Origin of the sequence: Peribacillus folii (assembly GCF_030271255.1) — a bacterium.
Classification (GTDB): domain Bacteria; phylum Bacillota; class Bacilli; order Bacillales; family DSM-1321; genus Peribacillus.
In genome coordinates, this window is record NZ_JASJOM010000007.1 from 1 (window position 1) to 23,047 (window position 23,047).

The 23,047-nt window shown below is 46.0% G+C and carries 17 protein-coding genes; 3 read left to right on the plus strand and 14 right to left on the minus strand.

The genetic code is table 11. The annotated features are described in order from the left end of the window. Positions 1-29 precede the first annotated feature (29 nt). The 5 genes from QNI08_RS12855 to QNI08_RS12875 form a co-directional block, all read right to left on the minus strand. A complete protein-coding gene (locus QNI08_RS12855; RefSeq protein ID WP_285767832.1) occupies positions 30-1,130 on the minus strand; it encodes a DUF4097 family beta strand repeat-containing protein in 1,101 nt (366 codons plus the stop codon). Between the two features lie 312 nt (positions 1,131-1,442). Next, positions 1,443-4,322 (minus strand): excinuclease ABC subunit UvrA, encoded by a 2,880-nt coding sequence (uvrA, locus tag QNI08_RS12860; RefSeq protein ID WP_285767833.1) that lies wholly within the window; start codon positions 4,320-4,322, stop codon positions 1,443-1,445. A 6-nt stretch (positions 4,323-4,328) separates the two neighbouring features. Continuing rightward, positions 4,329-6,314: an excinuclease ABC subunit UvrB gene (uvrB, locus tag QNI08_RS12865; RefSeq protein WP_285767834.1), complete on the minus strand. Its 1,986-nt coding sequence runs from the start codon at positions 6,312-6,314 to the stop codon at positions 4,329-4,331. A gap of 218 nt (positions 6,315-6,532) precedes the next feature. Beyond that, entirely contained in the window at positions 6,533-6,763 is a 231-nt protein-coding gene (locus tag QNI08_RS12870; protein WP_192207123.1) for a CsbA family protein, read from the minus strand. Positions 6,764-6,943: 180 nt separating this feature from the next. Then, a complete protein-coding gene (locus QNI08_RS12875; RefSeq protein WP_285767835.1) occupies positions 6,944-8,521 on the minus strand; it encodes a catalase in 1,578 nt (525 codons plus the stop codon). Positions 8,522-8,733: 212 nt separating this feature from the next. On the opposite strand from QNI08_RS12875, the gene QNI08_RS12880 reads away from it, so the two are divergent. Next, entirely contained in the window at positions 8,734-10,962 is a 2,229-nt protein-coding gene (locus tag QNI08_RS12880; protein ID WP_483313776.1) for an MMPL family transporter, read from the plus strand. 188 nt (positions 10,963-11,150) lie between these two features. Then, positions 11,151-11,684 carry a YceI family protein gene (locus QNI08_RS12885; RefSeq protein ID WP_285767836.1) on the plus strand — a complete coding sequence of 178 codons (534 nt, stop codon included), beginning with the start codon at positions 11,151-11,153 and terminating at the stop codon, positions 11,682-11,684. Positions 11,685-11,722: 38 nt separating this feature from the next. Here the strand turns inward: QNI08_RS12885 and QNI08_RS12890 are convergent, their stop codons facing one another. Together QNI08_RS12890 and QNI08_RS12895 are read right to left on the minus strand one after the other, a co-directional pair. Beyond that, entirely contained in the window at positions 11,723-12,778 is a 1,056-nt protein-coding gene (locus QNI08_RS12890; RefSeq protein ID WP_285767837.1) for a FecCD family ABC transporter permease, read from the minus strand. Then, positions 12,775-13,779 carry a FecCD family ABC transporter permease gene (locus QNI08_RS12895; RefSeq protein WP_285767838.1) on the minus strand — a complete coding sequence of 335 codons (1,005 nt, stop codon included), beginning with the start codon at positions 13,777-13,779 and terminating at the stop codon, positions 12,775-12,777. The genes QNI08_RS12890 and QNI08_RS12895 overlap by 4 nt, the downstream gene beginning before the upstream one ends. A 185-nt stretch (positions 13,780-13,964) precedes the next feature. Here QNI08_RS12895 and QNI08_RS12900 point away from each other — a divergent pair, with 185 nt between their 5' ends. Then, positions 13,965-14,957, plus strand: a complete 993-nt coding sequence (locus tag QNI08_RS12900; protein ID WP_285767839.1) for an ABC transporter substrate-binding protein — start codon at positions 13,965-13,967, stop codon at positions 14,955-14,957. Positions 14,958-15,326: 369 nt separating this feature from the next. On the opposite strand, the gene QNI08_RS12905 is transcribed toward QNI08_RS12900, so the two are convergent. From QNI08_RS12905 to QNI08_RS12935, 7 genes are all read right to left on the minus strand, one after another. Then, a complete protein-coding gene (locus tag QNI08_RS12905) occupies positions 15,327-16,520 on the minus strand; it encodes a PDZ domain-containing protein (RefSeq protein ID WP_285767840.1) in 1,194 nt (397 codons plus the stop codon). A gap of 216 nt (positions 16,521-16,736) precedes the next feature. Then, positions 16,737-18,161: a S41 family peptidase gene (locus tag QNI08_RS12910; RefSeq protein WP_285767841.1), complete on the minus strand. Its 1,425-nt coding sequence runs from the start codon at positions 18,159-18,161 to the stop codon at positions 16,737-16,739. Between the two features lie 139 nt (positions 18,162-18,300). Continuing rightward, positions 18,301-19,671 carry a murein hydrolase activator EnvC family protein gene (locus QNI08_RS12915; RefSeq protein WP_285767842.1) on the minus strand — a complete coding sequence of 457 codons (1,371 nt, stop codon included), beginning with the start codon at positions 19,669-19,671 and terminating at the stop codon, positions 18,301-18,303. 93 nt (positions 19,672-19,764) lie between these two features. Beyond that, positions 19,765-20,658 carry a permease-like cell division protein FtsX gene (gene ftsX / locus QNI08_RS12920; RefSeq protein WP_285767843.1) on the minus strand — a complete coding sequence of 298 codons (894 nt, stop codon included), beginning with the start codon at positions 20,656-20,658 and terminating at the stop codon, positions 19,765-19,767. Next, positions 20,648-21,334, minus strand: a complete 687-nt coding sequence (ftsE, locus tag QNI08_RS12925) for a cell division ATP-binding protein FtsE (protein WP_061141190.1) — start codon at positions 21,332-21,334, stop codon at positions 20,648-20,650. Before ftsE ends, ftsX begins: the two co-directional genes overlap by 11 nt. A 300-nt stretch (positions 21,335-21,634) precedes the next feature. Continuing rightward, on the minus strand, positions 21,635-21,976 hold the full coding sequence (cccB, locus tag QNI08_RS12930; protein WP_285767844.1) for a cytochrome c551: 342 nt from the start codon (positions 21,974-21,976) through the stop codon (positions 21,635-21,637). 49 nt (positions 21,977-22,025) lie between these two features. After that, positions 22,026-22,889 (minus strand): YitT family protein, encoded by an 864-nt coding sequence (locus tag QNI08_RS12935; RefSeq protein WP_285767845.1) that lies wholly within the window; start codon positions 22,887-22,889, stop codon positions 22,026-22,028. Positions 22,890-23,047 lie beyond the last annotated feature (158 nt).

The following is a 23,047-nucleotide window of genomic DNA, read 5'->3' on the forward strand; positions in this document are numbered from 1 at the left end:
AACCCGCCAATCGAATGGCGGGTTTTTCATTAGGAAACGGTTATCGCTGCGGTTTTGGTTTCGGCAAACACGTGAAGCAAAGGAACCTCTTCTTTGACTGTCTTGAATTTAAGGACCTTTTGGACAACATCACTTTTCTCCTCAATGATGGTCAGCCCTTCCAGGGTTACGTTAAAACTGCCCAAGTTGGATTTCAGCTCGCCCTCGATCGCCTTACCAGGCGGCAGGTTCAGCTGGACCTTTCCAGTAACGGACTTCGCATGGATGGAGTCGCAATCCATCCCTGAATTATTGCAAACGATTTCACCGTTGAACGTTTGGACATCCAATTTCTTGAAATACCCATCAGCTTTGATCGCTCCGTTCAAGGTCTCCGCTTCAAGGTCAGTAAAATTCGTATCTGAAATGGTAATCATCCCGTTACCGGTTTCCAGCTCACACGAATCACCATGACCGTGCAGGATATGAATGGCTCCATTCGCGGTTTTGGCTTTCAGATTCCCTGATTTCAAGGACTCTGTCGTAATGGCACCGTTGAACATCCTTACCTGAATGTCCTCATATTCCTTCCTCGGAATATACATGATCGTATCGACCTTCACCGCTTTTTCGCGGACCTTGAATTTCATCTTTCCATCTTGTATCGAAAAGTCCACTTCATCCAAGAAATTTTTTCTCGCCGCTTCGATATCCTCCACCCGGTATACCTTTGCTTGGCATTCAACCCGGACATCCTGCTGATCCCATGTCGCGATTTTTATTTTTCCATTTGCAATATCCACATCCACTTCGTTCAGGAGGTCAAGGTCATGCTGAAATATATGGCTGACCTCCACCGATTTGCCGAAGTTAAAATCAAGATCGGTATCCTTGATTTTCTTAAAAGCACTTTCAACGAAATCAAGAATCTTTTCTTTTGATGATTGGATATTCTTCTTGAACGTATCCTGAGTGCTTTCTTCGCTTTTCTTTTCGACGACTACCGTTGATAATTCATTTTGCAGTGACTGCTCTTTCGCTTCACTTTCCTGACTGGCTTTTTCCAGTTCTTCCAAAAGGGCCATGGCTTCATCTGCGGTCAGCTTCCCGTCCTGAATCATTTCCAGAATCTTCTTTCTTTCCTCCTGCATGAACATTCCTCACTTTCTACAATCATTTTATTCATACATACGCCTAGATATCTAAAAAGTTTCATAAATACTGTTTTTACCATCATTCGACAAAGCGAAATGACATTTTCCGAAGCGGGATAAAGAAAATTCCCCCGGAAATATTCTGTTTCCCTGCATTTAATCAAATGATTGATTAAACACTCCCTTTCAATTTTCTACAAATTAGTCCATCTCGAAGGACATCCTCCCTTCAAGCAAGTACTATACGCAAAATCCCAGCCATCCGCTTAAGTCGCCATAAAAGGAGCAAGCCGATTGGCTTGCTCCCTGTTAAGCATGTTCATGCTCCTGTTCTTTTGCTTCGATTAAGTTTTCCATGCGAATTTGGTCACGCGTCAACACCGGCTTTAAATATTTTCCGGTATATGATTCGGAAACCTCACATATTTTTTCTGGTGTGCCATAGGTGACAATCGTCCCGCCCTTGTCCCCGCCTTCTGGTCCCAGGTCGATGATATGGTCTGCCGTTTTGATGACATCAAGGTTATGCTCAATCACTAAAACGGTATCCCCATTATCAACCAGGCGCTGGAGGACTTCCAGCAGCCTTGCAATGTCATCGACATGCAGACCGGTAGTCGGTTCATCCAGGATATAGAAGGAGCGGCCTGTCGAACGGCGATGCAATTCAGATGCGAGCTTCACCCTTTGCGCTTCACCGCCTGATAATGTCGTTGCTGGCTGTCCAAGCTTAATATAACCCAAGCCAACATCAAAAATCGTTTGGAGCTTCCGTTTGATTTTCGGGATATTCTCAAAGAAACTGACGCCTTCCTCCACTGTCATATCGAGGATGTCAGAAATGTTTTTCCCTTTATATTTCACTTCAAGCGTTTCCCGGTTATAGCGTTTTCCATGACACACTTCACATGGAACATAAACATCCGGGAGGAAATGCATTTCGATCTTGATGATCCCATCGCCCCGGCAGGCTTCGCAGCGTCCGCCCTTCACATTGAAACTGAAACGCCCTTTTTTATAACCGCGGATCTTCGCTTCATTCGTCGTCGCAAAAACGTCACGGACATCATCAAATACGCCTGTATACGTTGCTGGATTTGAACGCGGGGTCCTCCCAATCGGGGACTGGTCAATATCTATGACCTTATCCAAATGCTCGATCCCCTTGATTTCACGAAACTCCCCTGGTCTAGCCTTGGCACGGTTCAGCTTTTGGGCCAATGACTTGTGAAGGATCTCATTCACTAACGTACTCTTGCCTGACCCGGAAACACCAGTCACGGCCGTAAAGACCCCAAGCGGGAACTTCACATTCACATTCTTCAGGTTATTTTCCTTGGCCCCTTTTATTTCGATGACACGGCCGTCGTTCTTGCGGCGCTCCAATGGCAAGGGAATGAACTTCTTCCCAGCCAAATATTGACCCGTTAACGAGTCAGGATTGTTCATGACTTCCTCCGGTGTGCCGGCAGCCACGATTTCCCCTCCATGGGCCCCTGCCCCAGGACCGACATCAATCAAATAATCGGCTGCAAGCATCGTATCTTCATCGTGCTCGACAACAATCAGGGTATTTCCGATTTCGCGCATATTTTGCAACGTTTCGATCAAACGGTCGTTATCCCGCTGATGGAGCCCGATGGACGGTTCATCCAAAATGTACAGCACACCCGTCAATCGGGAACCGATCTGCGTTGCCAATCGGATCCGCTGCGCCTCGCCGCCTGATAGTGTTCCCGCTGCCCTGCTCAACGTCAAATATTCCAACCCTACATTAGCCAAAAATCCGAGCCGCTCGCGAATTTCCCGTAAAATCAGCCTGGCAATCGCGGCCTCTTTTTCCGTCAAATCAAGCTCATCGAAAAATACCAATGCATCCTCAACCGATAAGGCGGTCGTTTCACTTATATGGACCCCTTGGATGAGCACGGCCAGGCTCTCCTTTTTCAAACGATGGCCCTTACAGGTTGGACAGTGGTGCTCCGACATGTATTTTTGCATTTGCTCACGTATGAAATCAGAGCTCGTCTCCTTGAAACGCCTTTCGATGTTCCTTAAAATACCCTCGAAGGAAATATATCCTTCTTGCACTCTTCCAAAATCATTTTTATAGCGGAAATAAATCTTATCCTTGCCTGAGCCATTCAAGATCTTATCCATATTATCTTGGGACAAATCTTTTACGGGCACATCCATATCGATTCCATAATGGTTGCAAACCGCCTCAAGCAGCTGAGGATAATATTGTGAGCTGGTCGGTTCCCAAGGTGCAATCGCATGCTGGCGAAGGGTCAGATCCTTATCGGGTATGATGAGGTCCCGGTCCACTTCAAGCCTTGCACCCAAACCATCACAATCAGGGCATGCCCCGAACGGGCTATTGAAGGAAAACATCCTCGGTTCCAATTCTTCAACCGAGAATCCACAGTATGGGCACGCATGGTGCTCACTGAACAGCAGTTCCTCCTCACCCATGACATCAATGATGACCTTGCCTTCACCAAGCTTCAAAGCACTTTCCAATGAATCGGCAAGCCTGGCCCTCACACCCTCTTTAATGACGATCCGGTCGATGATGACTTCGATTGAATGCTTTTTATTTTTTTCGAGAACGATTTCTTCACTTAAATCATGCATTTCCCCATTCACGCGGATGCGGACATATCCCTGCTTCTTGACATCCTCCAAAACCTTCGCATGTGTCCCTTTCCTGCCTGAAACAATCGGTGCCAATACTTGAAGTTTGGTCCGCTCAGGGTAATCGAGGATGCGGTCCACCATTTGCTCGATCGTCTGGGAGGTGATTTCTATATTATGGATCGGACAGGTAGGCCTGCCGACCCGAGCGTATAACAGCCTTAAATAATCATAGATTTCCGTAACCGTCCCTACGGTCGATCGAGGATTGCGACTGGTCGTTTTCTGGTCTATGGAAATGGCAGGTGACAAACCTTCGATCGCATCGACATCCGGTTTATCCACCTGACCCAAAAATTGTCGTGCATAAGCGGACAATGATTCCACATAACGTCTTTGCCCTTCTGCATAAATCGTATCAAAAGCCAAGGACGACTTTCCAGATCCGGATAATCCGGTAAGGACGACCAGTTTGTCCCTCGGTATCGTGATATCAATATTCTTTAGATTGTTGGCCCTCGCGCCCTTGATCACAATCTTATCCATTGCCATGTTTCCTCACCCTTCCGCCTTTAACTCTAGTAATAAATCACGCAGCTCGGCAGCTCGCTCGAAATCCAGCGCCTTTGCCGCTTCCTTCATTTCTTTTTCCATGCTTTCCATCACTTTCAGGCGCTCTTTTTTAGGGAGCTTAGCGAAGCTTGGCGCAGCATCTTCCTGATACGCTTCCCCTTCTTCCGCTACATGGGTTGCCCTGATGGAGTCGCGAATATCCTTTTGAATGGTTTGCGGTCGGATTCCATGTTTTTCATTATGCGTTTCCTGGATTTCACGGCGCCGCCTCGTTTCATTAATGGCAAGCTCCATCGAATTCGTGATGCGGTCCGCGTACATGATGACATGCCCGTTGGCATTACGCGCAGCACGGCCCATCGTTTGGATGAGCGATCGCTCCGAGCGGAGGAAGCCTTCTTTATCGGCATCGAGGATGGCCACTAACGAAACTTCCGGTATATCTAGCCCTTCCCGCAAAAGGTTGATTCCGACCAGCACATCATATTTGCCCATTCGTAGCTCGCGGATGATTTCTATTCTTTCTAAGGTTTTCACTTCCGAATGGAGGTATTGGACCTTGATGCCAATCTCCTTTAAATAATCCGTCAAGTCTTCGGACATCTTTTTCGTCAAGGTCGTGATCAGGACACGTTCATCCTTTTTGACCCGATCCTGAATTTCACCGATCAAGTCATCGATCTGCCCTTCAATTGGCCGAACCTCGATGGTCGGGTCAAGCAACCCGGTTGGGCGAATGATCTGCTGGACCATTTCAGGGGTATGCTCGAGTTCATACGGTCCCGGTGTCGCTGAAACGAAGATCGACTGATGGACCTTTTTCTCGAACTCCTCAAATCTTAACGGACGGTTATCCTTTGCGGACGGCAGACGGAAGCCGTGATCCACAAGCACTTGCTTCCGCGCCTGGTCGCCATTGAACATGCCCCTGATTTGCGAAAGGGTCACATGTGATTCATCGACGACCAATAGGAAATCCTCTGGAAAGTAATCGATTAACGTATATGGCGTGGCACCTGCCGGACGGAGCGTCAAATGCCGGGAATAGTTCTCGATTCCTGAACAAAACCCCATTTCCCGCATCATTTCCAGATCATAACGGGTCCGTTGCTCCAAGCGCTGGGCTTCAAGGAGCTTTTCATCTGCCCTTAATTCCTTCAATCGTTCTTCCAATTCCAGTTCGATATTCTGTATCGCTATTTTCATTTTTTCTTCGCGCGTTACGAAGTGGGAAGCGGGAAAAATGGCAATGTGTTCGCGCTCACCGGTAATTTCACCAGTCAGGGCATCGACTTCACGGATACGGTCGATCTCATCTCCGAAAAACTCAACTCTTACGCAATGCTCATCGCGGGAGGCCGGAAAAATTTCGACCACGTCGCCGCGCACACGGAAGGTCCCGCGTTGAAACGCAATATCATTCCGCTCATATTGAATGTCCACGAGCCTGTGCAGCAAAGCATTTCGGTCCATTTCCATCCCTGTCCTGAGGGAAACCACCATCTCCCGGTATTCTTCTGGAGATCCGAGTCCATAGATGCAGGATACACTGGCAATGATGATGACATCTTTCCTTTCGAACAACGATGAAGTTGCCGAGTGTCGGAGTTTATCGATCTCATCATTGATGCTGGCATCCTTTTCGATGAATGTATCGGTGGATGGGACATACGCCTCCGGCTGATAGTAATCATAATAGCTTACGAAGTATTCAACGGCATTGTTGGGGAAAAACTCTTTGAACTCACTGTAAAGCTGACCTGCCAACGTTTTATTGTGGGCAATGACCAGGGTCGGTTTATTGATTTGCTGGATGACATTGGAAACGGTGAACGTTTTCCCTGTCCCCGTCGCACCCAATAACGTTTGCATTTCCTTTCCTTCTTTGACGCCATCGACAAGCAATTCAATTGCTGCAGGTTGATCTCCTTGAGGAGAGTATTTTGAGACTAACTCAAACTTATCCTTCACCAAGCATAGCCTCCTATTGAAATATTTTTATATGATAAACGGGACATGGACATACCCCTTCTATTTATTCCGGTTTAATAAAGCATATATACACATTCTACCACAATAGGCTCAAAACAAACCAGCAATAAGCGAACACGCATTCTGCCTTTCTCGGATGATACCGTTTATCCCGCTTGCGGGGCACCAAGCTAAGTACAAAAAAAGCACCTTTGATGTCAGGCGCTCTTGGAGGTTCGTTTCATCATTCTTTTCGATAGCCAGAATCCCACTGTCAGGGATAATGCATCAACGATGATCAATAAGTTCGTATGCGTATAACCTTTATATGCTGAAGCTGTTATCAAGGCGACCGTTAAAACAAGACCGACGACATTGTTATAGGTGACCCTTGAAAAAAGCATGACAAGTAAACAAGGAAGGAAAAGGGCAGAAAGAAGTTTAATCATTTTGTCATCTCCTTTGTAAGAGAAAAATAGAGTATTTTAAGTTTAAATGATTATGATGTTTTTTGCCAATCTATTTCCTGCTTGATTTCCGGTACCCGAGAACATATGGATGATTTTAACATTATCGCCATAACGAAAGGGAAGCAAACCCCCATTCAAGGAAGTTTGCTTCTTTGACGATCAATATGGATCCGCTTCGTGCCCTTTTTTGGCAGCATCCCCAGGGTTATCCGTCCCGCCCACCGGTTTGGAGGATTCCGTATGGTCCGCAGCGGAAGCAAGTCCGTCTCGAAGTCGGCGGCCATAGTCTTCATCGGCCTCTTTCGCAAGGGCGACCATTTTCTCCTGAATGCGGGGGTCGGCCGGTGCCAAGGCAGATACCAAATTGGAAATCAATTCGTCCCTTTCCCAATCTTCGAATTCACGGTATGTTTCCCCAGCCTGTTTCGTATTGCTTTGGCGATCTATGGTTTCACGTACCAGTTTTCCTTCAACGAAAGGTGTATATTCCGTACCCGTCTGCTTGGCTTCCTTCAAGCCTCCTACGGTTGATGGTTCATAGTTTATGTGTGGGCTTTGGTTTCCTCTGCCCACTTCATATTGCATTTGTCCGCCAGTCTGATTCGTGGCTGTCGGCTTTTTCGGAGCATTGATCGGCAATTGCAGGTAATTCGCCCCCACACGGTGGCGTTGTGTATCGGAGTATGAGAACGTACGCCCCTGAAGCATCTTGTCATCCGAGAAATCAAGGCCATCCACCAATACGCCTGTACCGAATGCAGCCTGTTCGACTTCAGTGAAATAGTCCTGCGGGTTTCTATCCAATACCATCGTGCCGACATGCAGCCATGGGAATTCATCTTTCGGCCAAATCTTGGTATCATCGAGCGGATCAAAGTCCAATTCGGGATGATCATCATCACTCATGATCTGTACGTTTAAATCCCATTCAGGAAATTCCCCGCGTTCGATCGCTTCATATAAATCCTGCGTGGCATGATTGAAATTGGTTGCTTGAATCTCGTTGGCTTCCTTTTGGGTCAGGTTCTTGATCCCCTGCTTCGGTTCCCAATGATATTTGACCAGTACAGCCTTGCCTTCTTCATTCACCCATTTATAGGTATTGACGCCTGAACCTTGCATCATGCGATAATTGGCGGGAATGCCCCAAGGGGAGAATAAAAACGTGACCATATGAAACGTTTCCGGAGAGCTGGAGCAAAAATCGAAAATCCTTCGCCCATCCTGGATGTTCGTGACTGGATCAGGTTTGAAGGCATGAATTAAATCGGGAAATTTCATGGCATCGCGGATAAAGAAGATTTTCAAATTATTCCCGACAAGATCCCAGTTCCCGTCTTCCGTATAAAATTTAACGGCAAACCCCCTCGGATCACGTAACGTTTCCGGTGATGTCCCGCCATGGATAACAGATGAAAATCTCACGAATACAGGCGTTTTTTTACCATCCTCCTGAAACACCTTCGCCCTCGTATATTTTGAAATCGGTTCGTCCCCTGCTTTGCCAGTCGGAACAAAATAACCATGGGCACCAGCACCGCGGGCATGCACGACCCGTTCAGGAATGCGCTCCCTATCGAAATGGCTGATCTTCTCCAGGAAATCATAGTTTTCCAGGGTGCTTGGACCTCTGTTCCCCACCGTTCGAAGGCTCTGGTTATTCGTTACAGGGTGCCCTTGCCTGTTCGTCAATGTTTCTTTGGATTCATCATTCGAGTTTTTGGATGTATCAGACATAAAAATCCCTCCTTTGTAAATAAAAGCCATATCACCACTTTACTTTCCCCAATTCCCTCCATTTCACTCTTCAATCTTTCATTTTTATTTATTTTCTTTAAAAAGAAAGATGGATTTCAAGACTTCCTTACGAAGCACACCTAATTTTGTATAAAGAGAGATCTCTCCATTATAATGAATATAAATAAAAATTTTAAAGCGGGGTGTCCTCATTGGATGAATCGATATTAAGTAGACTTGGCAGGATGATGACAGGAAAAATAAGTCGTTGGATTGTCATCGCCATATGGATAATTGCAGCAATATTATTGACCTTCACATTGCCTGCCGTAAAAGACGAAACAGCAAACAATGCCGCGGAACTGCCTGCGGACTCAGCATCTGTCGTTGCAGATGAATTCATTAAAGATGAATACCCTAATTCTTCAGGGATACCGGCCTTACTGACATGGCATCGCGAAGGCGGACTTACGGATGCCGACTTGGCTGAAATCCAGTACCTTTCAAAAGAGCTGACGGATCATCCACTGAAACAGCAGTCCTCCTTGCCGCCAATTCATGAAATTCCGTTGCCTGCTCTAAAAGGAAATGTTTCAGAAGATGGCAGCACCTTCGTTCAGCCGCTTTTCTTTAAAGAAAATGCCGAGACGGCCACTTTGGAAAAAAACTTGGAAAACATTAATGACATAGTTTCGGAACGCATCGGTACAGATCCTTTCAAAGTTGCGACTGATTCGGATGAGCTTTCCCTAAGGATCACAGGTCCTGTCGGGATATCCGTCGATGCTACGGGATTATTTGCGGGCGCTGATTTCCAATTGCTTTTGGCTACCGTAATCCTTGTACTTGTCGTTCTCCTGCTCATTTACCGGTCGCCGCTACTAGCCATCATTCCCCTGATCGGAGTGGGCTTCGCCTACCTTGTTACAAGTCCGATCTTAGGATTCATGGCGAACCAAGGCTGGATCACGGTCGATTCACAAGCGATTTCAATCATGACCGTATTATTATTCGGGGCAGGTACGGATTATTGTCTATTTTTAATTTCACACTTTAGAAGTGAATTAAGGAATCATGAAAGTAAACGGAAAGCCATGATGACAGCATTCAAAGATTCATCAGGAGCCATTGCGATGAGCGGCCTGACGATCGTCATCTCCCTGCTGACCTTGCTTGTCGCCCAATACGGTGCCTATCATCGGTTCGCGGTGCCGTTCAGCTTGTCCATTTTGATCATGATGGTCGCTTCCTTAACACTTGTACCAGCATTACTTTCGGTATTCGGCAGGGCTTCCTTCTTCCCAATCATACCCCGCACGGCGGCAATGGAAGAAGCACGTGCCAAGAAAAAAGGAAGAGCCGTCAAAAAACAAAAGGAAACAGGCCGCATCGGTAAATGGATCGGTCATACCGTCACGACCAAACCATGGACCGTCATCGTTTCCTGCCTAATCATTTTCAGCATTTTAGCGGGATATTCTTCACAGATCAAATATTCTTATGACATTCTTTCTTCTTTCCCTGAAGATATGAATTCCCGAGAAGGTTACGCTGTCATTTCCGACTCCTACTCACCGGGTGAACTGGCACCGGTCACGGTGGTCGTCGATACGGAGGGAAAGGATGTCGATTTAGCACCGGCGTTGAAAGGGATGAAAATCATTGGAAGCGTCAATGATCCCGTTTCCGGTAAATCCAATCCTGACCTGCAGTCCTATGAAGTCAAATTCAACATCAATCCGTACGATATAGCGGCAATCGATTCCATTCCCGGCATTCGCCAGCTGGCCGAGAAAGAATTGAAGGAAGCCAACATCTCGAACGTCGATGAAAAGGTTTGGATCGGCGGCCAGACCGCTACCCAATTCGATAAGAGGGATACCGTCAAAGCCGACGAATTCAAGATCATCCCGATTATCATTGTCTTGATTTCTTTGCTTCTCTTAGCTTATTTGCGGTCTGTAACAGCAATGGTGTACTTGATGGGAACCGTCATCCTTTCATTCTTTGCGGCCATGGGACTGGGCTGGATCATCCTGCATCATTTCATGGGCGTGGATGCCATCGAAGGGACCATCCCACTTTATTCATTCGTTTTCCTTGTTGCTCTCGGGGAAGATTATAATATTTTTATGGTTTCGAGCATTTGGCGCAAGAAAAGGACGATGCCGATCAAGCGTGCCATCAGGGAGGGAGTCGCTGAGACGAGCGGTGTCATCACATCAGCCGGAATCATTCTGGCTGCCACCTTCTCTGTTCTTGCCACACTGCCGATCCAGGTACTTGTCCAATTCGGGCTCATTACCGCTCTAGGAGTCTTGATGGACACATTCATCGTCCGTCCATTCCTCGTGCCGGCGATCACCGCCCTGCTTGGCCGCCGTGCTTTTTGGCCAAGTAAGGTCCATGATATAGAAGAAAAGGAACATGCCAGGCAATGACGTAAACCTGCCTGAAGCCTAATAATGAAAAACCCTGTGTCCTTGATGCACAGGGTTTTTCCGTGTTTTCAAAATTCAGGAAAAATTTTGGTTGACACCCTCTTCACCACCTTTTATAATTACATTAAGTTCAAATATCTCAAATTAAAGATAATTAATTTCAAGATTAATTTTTAGGAGGAATAATCATGACCGTAGCAAAATGGACGATCGACCCGACTCACAGTACGATTGAATTTTCAGTGAAACACATGATGATCGCTAAAGTGAAAGGCAGCTTCAACATATTCAGCGCCAATATTTCAGCGAATCCAACGGACCTGACTACTGCAGAAATTGACTTTAACGTGGATGTAGCAAGCATTGACACTCGCAATGCAGACCGAGATAATCACCTGCGTTCAGCTGATTTCTTCCACGTCGAAAAAAATCCAACATTAACCTTCAAGTCAACAAAGATCGTGAAAACGGATGACGATGAATACGATGTAACAGGAAACGTGACCCTTAATGGAATCACTCAAGAAGAAACCTTTGCCATCACCTTCGAGGGCCAAGGAAAAGATCCATGGGGAAATGAAAAAGCAGGATTTAGCGGCAAAGGGAAAGTCAAACGCAGTGATTATGGGCTTACTTACAACGCAGCATTGGAAACGGGCGGCGTCCTCATTGGTGATCAGATCACCCTCACCCTCGATATCGAAGCAGCTAAAGAAGCATAAGAAAGAAAAAAAAGAAGCAGTGCGGCTGCTTCTTTTTTTTATGAATTTCTCGTTCGATAAAGTAAATAAATGAAATAGGGGGCCCCGATGCTTGCCGTAAAGACACCGGCTGGTATTTCCAATGGGGAAAATAATGTGCGTCCAATCAAATCGGCTATCATGACGAGGATGCCGCCAAGCAAAGCTGATGCGGGTAACAGCACACCGAAGCTGGAACCTACCAGCCTTCGAGCCATATGGGGTGCCATTAACCCGACAAAGCCTATTCCTCCGGCAAAAGCCGTCGCACCGCCAATCAAGGCCGTACTGATCATCAATAATGTGAACCGTTGTTTTTGAACATGCCCGCCAAGCCCCGTCGCCAGGTCATCACCGAGCTCCTGTACATTGATATTCCTCGCATAAAGAAAAGCAATCAGTAGAAACAGAAACGTCCAAGGAGCCAGTATGGCGATATTATTCCATGTAGAATTAGACACGGAGCCCGTAATCCAGAGGTTCGCCTGGCTCGCTTGGTAGACCGGCCCAAGAATCATCATGATTGTCGTGAGCGCCTTCATCAAGGCCATGATCCCTATTCCGATCAACACGAGCCTTATTGGGGGAACGCCATTTTTCCAGGCTAAGGAATAAACAAGCAATGCCACGATAGTGGCGCCGATGAAGGCAGCTAACGGCAGCCAATTGATGCTCACCGTTAAAGAATGATTCTTATCGCTAAAAACTGCCATGAAGCCAACGACCGCCACAGTCGCCCCTCCTGTGATTCCCAGGATATCGGGTGAGGCAAGCGGATTCCGGATCATCCCCTGAAGAATTCCACCCGCTACGGCAAGACCCATCCCTACCAAAAGGGCAACGATGATCCTGGGCAGGCGGAAGGATTGGATGATCAGGCGATCGCCATCCGTTCCCCCTCCCAATAAAACCTGCAGGACATGCCAGGGATGAATATTCATTTCACCCATTCCAGTACTGATTACAAATACCGAGGAGGTGATTAAAAATAAGATGAATACGACGAACATCGCTTTTTTATCGATCAAAAATGATATTTTTTCATTAAATAAACGAAAGCTTTTATATGACTTCATCGGCCGCTGAACCCCTTTCTAGCTATATAAATGAAGAATGGGGTGCCAATGATCGCCGTCATCACTCCGACGGGAACTTCCCGGGGCATCAGGATATACCTGGATAGGATATCGGCTGCAAGTAAAAGCACCGCCCCGAAAAGTCCGGAAAACGGAATCAGCCAGCGATGATCGATTCCTGCTATATAACGGGTAAGATGCGGAACGACGATTCCTATGAAGCCTATCGGTCCTGCAACGGCCACCGATCCGCCGGCGAGCAGGATGACGGCCAGCCCCAAGGCCAGCTTAAGTAACACAATATTCAGCCCAAGACCCTTTGCCACATCTTCACCCATGGATAATACGTTCATTTTACCGGAGACGATCAAGGCCAGTCCCCATCCAACTATAAGGTAGGGAAGGACCGCAACTAAATTATCAAGGCTTCTGCCGGAAACCGATCCAGCGAGCCAGAACAGCACTTGATCCAATAGAGCTTCATTGGAAACAAGAAGACCTTGTGTCAATGAAGCTACCATTGCGGACATGGCAGCTCCAGCCAGGGTCAGCTTCATCGGTGTCAAGCCGCCCCTCCCCATGCTTCCTATCAAGTATATACTTATGGCAGCAATTGCGGCCCCGAGGAAAGATAACCAAGTGAATACCTGCAGATTGCTTATCCCCAAAATGGTGATGCCTGTAACTACCGCCAAGCCCGCCCCGGCGTTGACTCCGAATATATCCGGTGAAGCGAGAGGATTTTTAGTCAGTGTTTGCATCAGCACCCCTGAAATGGCCAAACTTGCGCCAATTGCCGAAGCGATCAAGGCACGCGGAAGTCTGACTGATTGGATCACGATATGTTCGTTCGATCCATTGAAATGGGTGAAAGCATCCATGGCCATTTGCCATGTCGTATTCGTATAACCGTAAACAATGCTTGAGCACAGTAAAAAAAGCAGCAAAAGAATGGTCATGAACAGCCCCATCCATTTCTGCCATTTATTTTTCAATAACATATCCAGTTACCTTTCCAATCTTGTTAGTTTACTAGTTTCCTTAATTGTACTGGCGCCATCGGAAGCATGTCAATGATTTTGATAATCGTTTTCAATTATATATTGACAGAAAAGTATATTCATTTTATGATTGTGCTGTTAAGTGCGAATGATTATCATTTGCTCAAAATTGGAGGGATACATATATGTTCAGGTTTAAGTCATTATTCACCATATTTACTATATTTGCAGTCTTCCTGCTTGCCGCATGCGGAAACACGGAAGAGAAAACGACAGGAAATAACAAGGAAGACAAGAAAGCGGATACAAGCTATACAATCGAGCATGCCATGGGTTCCACGAAGCTGAAAAAAGCACCTAAAAAAGTGGTCGTTCTCACCAATGAAGGTACCGAGGCATTGCTCGCTTTAGGGATCAAACCTGTTGGTGCCGTACAATCTTGGCTTGGCGACCCTTGGTATGACCATATTAAAGCAGATATGGATGGGGTCGAAGTGGTTGGTGTCGAACACGAGGTGAACTTGGAGAAAATCGCGGCCCTTAAGCCTGACTTGATCATCGGCAGCAAGATTCGTCAAGAAGCCATTTATGATAAACTAAGCGCAATCGCCCCTACAGTCTTTTCCGAAACCCTTAGAGGAGATTGGAAAGAAAACTTTATGCTTTATGCAAAAGCCGTCAACCTTGAGGATAAAGGGAACGACGTAATTGCACAATTCGATAAGCACGTCGAAGATCTTAAAGCTAAATTGGGTGACAAGGTAAATCAAGAGGTTTCCGTTGTCCGTTTCATGGCTGGCACTACACGGATTTATTATACCGATTCATTCTCTGGAGTGATTTTCGACCAATTAGGCTTCAAACGTGCAGCACAACAGAAGGAACTGTTCACTGCAGATAATAAACTAGGCAACCTTGCCATCGAGGTGGGCAAAGAAGTCATCCCGAAAATGGACGGAGATATCCTCTTCTACTTCACTTACGCTCCTGAAGGCGATAAACAAGCTCTCAGCACGGCAAAAGAGTGGACGAACGATCCACTTTGGAAAAACCTTGATGCAGTCAAAAAAGGGAATGCCTACGAAGTCAGTGACGCCACATGGAATACGGCTGGCGGAGTCATTGCCGCTAATGAGATGTTGGAAGATCTAGAAAAAATCATGCTTGAAAAGAAATAAACAAGACTACGCTCCTGCAATAATCATTACGTTCTAGAAAAAAGCACCCTAGGATGGACACTTTGAAAGTGTCCACCCTATAGGGTGCTTTTGTTTATAATGAAGAAATGCAGATTGCCCATAGATTTGCAGGATTGGACTTTATCCGTTGCTTTTCACTGCAGGAGGTCCGTTGAGACTCCGTTCCATTCCACTTTACAAAAGAACTTGATTAACTTGTGGGTTACGAAAGGGTTCACTGTTAGATGTCCTGTCCTAATCTCGTTGAGAGTTCAATCTAAAAAAGATGCCGCCTGCAAAATACAGGCAGCATCCCCTTCAAAATCCCGAGCCTTTTTATCTGCAGACGCTCGGCTTTGCTACTTAGCGTTAACCCGCTTGTCCACTTTCCTTCAGTTGATCGTCGACGAACAAGATGCCCAATTCATAATGCTCCCCGTCAAACAACGCTCTTTGCACGAAACGAATTTGTTCATTATTACCGATAACCTCAAGCTTGCAATGGGCCCTGTTGATTTGGAGCGCCCTGTATAGCTCTTCTTCTTCCCGAACGATGACACCGTTGATTTTGGAAATGACTTCTCCTTTGACCAATCCCATTTTATCAGCCGGAGACTGAGGGATGACGCCCAAAATCTGAACACCGAGCTTGCTTTTGGAAAAATAAAAAGGAAGCCTTTCATCCATTGCCTTTTGGGAATGATGCAGGAATTCACGTCCGAGAATAGCCAAAATGGCCGTGATGATGGCCAGTGTCGGGTACCAGTAGCCAACGATGGCCAGCGCCGTAATCACCACTCCCAATGCTCCCACTTTTTTGCCTTGTGCCCTGATTGCCCGCTCTGGGAGCGTGCCGTGAACTTTTTGCTTGAAACCGATCAATATCGGCAGCATGATTGGCGATATCGCCATATCCCCGATCGAGAAAACCGGATACCAATCGAAAGGAACCGGAAGCTGTCCTCCCGGTATCATGACGAACATCGGAATTAGCCAGATCCTTTGTGAAACGTAAACACCTATCGGCTGCCCCCTTTTTGACACCTGCAGCTGAGGTGAGGCTTTTTTACTGCCATTGCGGACAATTAAAAATCCTTCGGCAACGAGCAAAAGCCCAATCAGAATTACAAGCGTCGGGTAGATGGACCGAACCAGCTGATCCATGGCATCCTGGAATAACGGCAGCTTGATGTTTCTATCATATAAAAAGAAAAGGATGAAGAAGGTGATTCCCACTGTATATACGGGTGAAAGGATCCTTTTGTTCAAGGTCAATACAGCGAGTATCGTTACGCCGGCCATGATGAACACCGCTGCCAACGGAATGGTCAGCCCCGATGCCAGCGTTATGCATGAAAGGATCACTCCCCATAACAATCCATGAGGCAGCAATGAACGCAGCTCCATGGAAATCCTGTAGACCTTCGTATTAAAATCATGGCGTTCCCGTTTAACGCGAAGATAGCCGATGAATAAACAATATGCAATCGAAATATAAAGCAAAGGATGAAGGAATAGTTTTCCTAATCCCATCATGCCTGCCAACAGCCAATCCGTTGTCAATTTCTTTCCACCATCCTCAAAGGGTAATTAAATATTTGTGAAATTCGTTCTTGCCAGTTACCTCCTATTCTATCAAAAATGTAAGCTCCCTGCCTATCAAGATGCAGAAAAAGTAGCTTTCGCAAAAGTTTGTCCCACATCCTATACATGGTAAGGAAAAATGCTGGCACCAAACGGAGAAAAGGCACCGCCTCAGGGAGGCGGCACCTTCATTCATCATTTCACTAAATAGTTCAAAGCCGTGCGTAACTGGATATCATTATCTTCATCTTGGATTTTCTCCAGAATTGCGCTTTCCAAATGAGCTGCCGTTTTTGCATCCAGCTTTCCTGTCACCTTAAGACCATCCTGCTTTTGAAAGGCTTTCACGGCAATTTCCGTATTCCAATCGTAATAGCCGTCTTCGCGACCCGTTTCAAACCCAAGTCCCTTCAGAATGCTTTGGGCATATTGGATTTGTTCATCGTTCATGTCTCGCTCCAACACCCCTTCAACTGCAAGCTGATGGGCATTAAAGTAATCCGGCTGCTTCACTTTGATCGTCGGTTCAATTCCTTTTTTATGGATCCAATTCCCTGAAGGGGTCAGCCACTTATACAGTGTAAGTTTTATTTTACTGCCATCCCCCATCGGGACAGCCTGCTGCACGGTACCTTTCCCAAAGGTTTTCTCCCCGATCAAGGGATAGCCTCCTGCCTCCTGCATCGCTCCAGCAAGGATTTCCGAAGCTGAGGCGCTCCCTTTATCCGTCAAGACGGCAATCGGATAATTTTTCGCTTGCTTGAGGGTCGTAAAAAACGATTGCCTTTCGCCCGTTCTTTCGGCTATTTGCAAAAATGGCTTATCCTTTGTAATGAACTCGCCAAGAATCGTTTCCACACTGGAAAGGAGACCGCCCGGATTGCCGCGGACATCTATGACCAACCCTTTGATTCCTTTCTTTTCTAACTGTTTCATCTGCTTTTTGAAGTCTGCCGCCGTATTTTCCGAGAAGGTGGTCAACTCGATATAGCCAATTTGTTCCCCTGCCACTTCCTTGACGGATGAAAATACAGTATCCAATGGAATTTCGGCACGCACCATATTGAACTCCAGTGGATTAGATACCCCCGCTCGTTTTATTTCCATTTTGACGGGTGAGCCCTTTTTGCCACGGATTTTCAAGCGTGTCTCATAAAGATCCAAACCTTCGACACTCTCACCATTCACCTTAAGGATTTGGTCTTTTGGCTTCAAACCCGCCTTTTCGGCTGGCGAATCCTTATAAGGAGACACGATGATGACCTTCCCATCCTCCATGCCGATTTCAGTCCCTATCCCTTCGAAAGAAGAATCCAGGGTTTCATTGAATTGCTTGGCGGTTTCCTTATCCATATATACGGAATAAGGATCTTTCAAAGCCGACAGCATGCCTTGAATTGCTCCTTCCACCAAACGGGAGCCATCCACCTGTTCGACATACTCACTAACGATCAAGCCATAAGCTTGCTCCACTTTCGCCCACTCTTTATCCTTGGAAATGGCTGGGTTTTCAGGCTTTGTTTCATTTTTATCCGGGAGACTTGTCCAATATATGCCCCCCACTGCTCCAATGGCTAGTGATATGATGATGGCTAGCGGAAGTACCCATTTTTTGACCATATTTATCCCCATTTCTGACCTGATATGTATTCCACTATATGTAGCGGTGGACAAGAATATGCCCCATGCGAAAATCGTGGCCATAAAAAAACAGACCAGGAATTCATCCAGGTCTGTTTTACCTCAAGTTAACAGGGTATCAATTAGGTATATAGTTTAATGGATTGACAGCGTTCGATTTGCTATAATTCCATGCGCCTTTATGTAGTTCGAAGTGTAAATGCTGTCCGAATGAATGGCCTGTGTTCCCCATGATGCCCACTTGTTGGCCTTTGGCAACGACAGCGCCCTCACTTACTTGCCTAGAGCTTAAATGTGCATAAACCGTAGTCCATTGCTGTCCGCTGATTGAATGGGTAACAAAGACGACGTTACCGTACGAACTCGAGAAGTAAGAACGGCTTACGATCCCGTCGGCTGCCGCTACAACCGGCACCGTTCCGCTGGCAGCAATATCAATGCCGGCATGCTTTTTATTCCAACGTTCACCCATCGTGGAAGATACATAGCCTGCACTAGGTCTGGTGAATGTACCTGAAGATACAGCAGGTGCTGAACTTACATTGGCTGAAGAGTGAGAAGCTGCTGGCGCTGCACTGCTTTTTGCACTCGATCCCGAAGAAGATTGTTGCTTGGCTTGGGATGCCGCTTTCGCTGCAGCTTGTGCTGCTTCCTGCTCTGCACGTTTTTTAGCTTCGGCAGCCGCTTTTTTACGGGCCGCTTCCAATTCAGCAAGACGTTGATTTTCCAGGCTGATGGCAGATTTGATGGCTTTTTCTTGAGCAGCAAGATTCGCCTTTTCTTCCTCTAAGCCCATTTTCTCGTCTTCATGTTTTTTCGTTTGGTCCTTCAGTTTCTTGACTAAAGCATCCTTTTCCTGCTTTTGCTGCTTTTGCTGTTTTTCGATTTCCAACAGTTCAGCTTTTGCGACTTCTAGACTGGCAAGCTTTTGTTCGACAGCATTTTGTTTTTCTTCAAGATCTTTTTTATCAAGCTCATGCTGCTTCAAAATATCCCGGTCGGCCTCAGCGATCGTTGCTACAGCTCCGACACGGTCCACTAAATCGCCAAAACTTGATGATCCGAATAGCACTTCAAGGTAGTTGACATCCCCGCCGGTTTCCTGGAAAGAAAGTGCCCGTTCCTTCAACACTTCATTACGTTTGGCGATGCGCTCTTTCAATACTTCGATCTCTTTTTTTAATGCTTCGATCTCATTTTTCGTTTGTGTGATTTCAGCATTTTTAGCCTCGATTTTTTTGCCGGACTCTGCAATTTTCGCTTCAATCGCTTCGATTTGATCTTCTGCAGTCATTTGCTTATCCTGGAGGACATCGATTTTCTTCTCCGTATCGGAAATGTTCGATTCAACGCCCGAGCGTTTTTCCTGAATCGAATCTTTCTGCTTTTCCAGATCGGATATGGACTCCGCATGAACGGATGGTACTGCCAGAAAACTTCCCAACCCAATCATGATGGAAGCATTCATGGCAATGATATTTTTTTTCAACGTTTCATTTCCCCTTTCAATCCCGTCACATCTATTGCCCTGCAACGTCTCTCTATCTAGACCAAGCTTCTTTTTCTTTAAAAGGAACCACTTTTATACTTTCAAGAATTTCCTGACGGACATCAAGCTGCCCCATATCCCGATAACGGCACCTATCACGATGAGGATGGCCGAAACTTGATAAATAAATGGGCTTGCAGGCAGAAGCTCTACGAATTTGAACGTAATCTGCGGTTGTGCATATTTATATAGATTGTAATAGAGTACGGCAATCAGGCCTATTGGCACGATTGCACCGAGGATTCCTAACCAAAGCCCCTCGAGGAAGAATGGCCAGCGGATGAATGTATTCGTTGCCCCTACCAATCTCATAATCTCGATTTCTTTTCTTCTAGCTACAATTGTGATCTTAATCGTATTCGATATCAGGAACATTGCAGTGAATAGCAAGCCTACAATGAGGACGATCCCTATGTTTCTCGCAATATTCACGAAGCTGAAAAGCTTCTCGACGTATCCTTGGCCATATTTGACGCTTTGGATATAATCGAAGCCTTCGATTTTTTTAGCCACCTTGATGACATCTTGCGGCGATTTCGTTTTGATGATATAAACGTCCCTTAAAGGGTTGTCCTGTTCAAATGGTTTAAAGGCTTCCCCATTATCACCCAAGTCATCTATCAAATTCGTAAGCTCTTCATCTTTTGGAGAGAAAATGACTGATTCAATGCCATCCATCTCCGTAATTTTCTTACCGATCGCCTTTATATCGTTTTGATTCGCTGCGTTATCAATATGTGCGCGAACTTCGACATCCTTCTCCACATTTCCCGCGATATGATTTAAATTCATCATGAGCACTAAAAAGACTCCGACCAATGTTAGCGTGACCGTTACTGCGCTTACTGAAGCGAACGTCATCCATCCATTACGGCCAATATTTTTAAAACTTTCACGGAAGTGACGGAGCAATGTTCTAAATTTCATATCCGTAATCACCTCGATGTTCATCGCGAACTATTTTTCCACTTTCAATGGCTATGACCCGTCGTTTGATATTGTTGACGATGTCCCTATTATGGGTGGCCATGACCAGTGTCGTTCCGCGTTTATTGATTTCTTCAAAAATGTTCATGATTTCCCATGATGTTTCAGGATCAAGATTCCCTGTAGGCTCATCGGCTATGACGACCTTCGGATCATTGACGATCGACCTGGCAATCGCTACCCTTTGCTGTTCCCCGCCTGATAATTCGGAAGGCAGCATTCTGGCTTTATGCTTGATGCCAACCAGATCAAGGACTTCCATGACCCTCTTTTTGATTTCTTCCGGTTCCTTTTCGATGACTTCCATGGCAAATGCCACATTTTCATATGCTGTGAATGTTTGAAGGAGTTTAAAATCCTGGAATACCATACCAATATTGCGGCGGAATAGAGGAACTTTCGAATTGCGGATACTTGGCAGGCTAAGTCCATTGACCAAGATATTACCACTAGTCGGCTTTTCTTCCCTATACATCATCTTGATGAAGGTCGATTTACCGGCACCGCTGGGTCCTACTACATAAACGAACTCGCCCGGCTTAATTTTTACGTTGATCCCATTAATGGCAATGACGCCATTCGGGTATGTCTTTTTCACATCTATCATTTCTATCATTTTAAAACCACCTAATATGCTTGAATTATCTTTATGTAATTACAGCTTTTTCGACAATTTCCACTGAATTCTGACAGGAATCGCTCTTACTTGAGCACAGACACATTATAACATCATATTTTGTCAAATTAAGCATTAATAATATTACATTTTCATTTCAGTCAGTCATAATTCAAGATATCCGTAATAATTCCAGGGATTCGTTGTTGGTTAAGGAATTAAATGTGAGAGGAATCGGGGATTCATTAGGGGGAATGCGGAATGAAACGTCCTGCTGATGCAGAACGTTTCGGCGGTCACTCATTTATGTTCGGCAAGCCATTCGGCGACCATGCTGGCTTCTTTGCCCTGAATGATTCCCTTAGGCATGGCTCCTTGTCCATTTGCAATGACCTTTTCGATATCAGCCTTCGTCAGCTTCGAGCCGACTTTCGTCAAATTCGGTCCTACTCCGCCCTCAAGATTAGCCGCATGGCAGCTCGAGCATTTGTTTTCATAAATCCTGGCAGCATCACCGGCTCCTGCCGTTGTCGTTTCATTATTTTCACCTGCAGGCTCTTTGTCTGACGCACCGTCGTTCCCGCCGCATGCAGCCAATGCCAGAGAAGTGCCCAAAACTAGGGCCGCCCATTTCATCTTCATAGATCTTACCCCCTCTTTCTATTACCAATACAAGAACATTATACCAATGTCACTCCAGTTTAAAACCCTCACCCAGCACTTCCGATGCGTCCGTGACGATTACAAACGCTTTAGGGTCAACGAGTTTCACCAATTGTTTCAATTTGGTGAATTCGGACTGATCAATGACACACATCATGATTGGGCGGATGTCATCCGTATAACCGCCATAACCGGATATCCCCGTCACCCCTCGGTCCAGTTCATGTATGATAGCATCCCTTACATCTCTTTCCTTATTCGTGATGATCAATGCCATCTTGGATCGATTCAGCCCTACTTGAACAAGATCGATCGTTTTACTCGTCACATATAAGGCGATCAACGCATAAAGTCCTTTTTCAATATCAAAAACGATCGCTGCACTTAATACGATGATGCCATCGATAATGGCAACACAGGTGCCCAATGACATATGGGTGTACTTGTGAAAAATCTGGGCAGCTAGATCCGTGCCTCCCGTAGAGCCTTTCCCCCGAAAGACAATGCCTAGCCCAAGACCGACCATCATTCCTCCGCAAATGGAACCAAGCAAGGCATCATTCGTCCAAGCAGCCCAATCCTTTGTCAAAAATACCACCAATGGCAGGAACAAGGTTCCAATCAAGCTTTTGGCACCGAAATGCCGTCCCAGGATGATAAGTCCAGCAATGAATAAAGGAATATTGAACCCCCACAAAACATAAGCTGGTTCCCATCCGAGAGTGGACCGGAGGATCGTACTGATCCCGCTGACCCCGCCCGATGCCACTTGATTGGGCAGCAGGAAAACGTTAAAACCGATGGCAATTATGGCCGAACCCACGATTACCAATCCATATTCGATTAACTTTTGCATCAAAGGGGGCTTCGGCTCCCGGTATCTTTTTCTCATTCTTCATTATCTCCTCAAACCATCATTCATCATTATTTAGTATTGGCGGATCATAGCATGGCATGCCCTTTCACATCCTGTAAAAATAATCCAGACTGCCTATTTTAGCAGAACGTGTAAGGCAAGCATGATTTTCATAAAAAAAACCGGACCCCAGA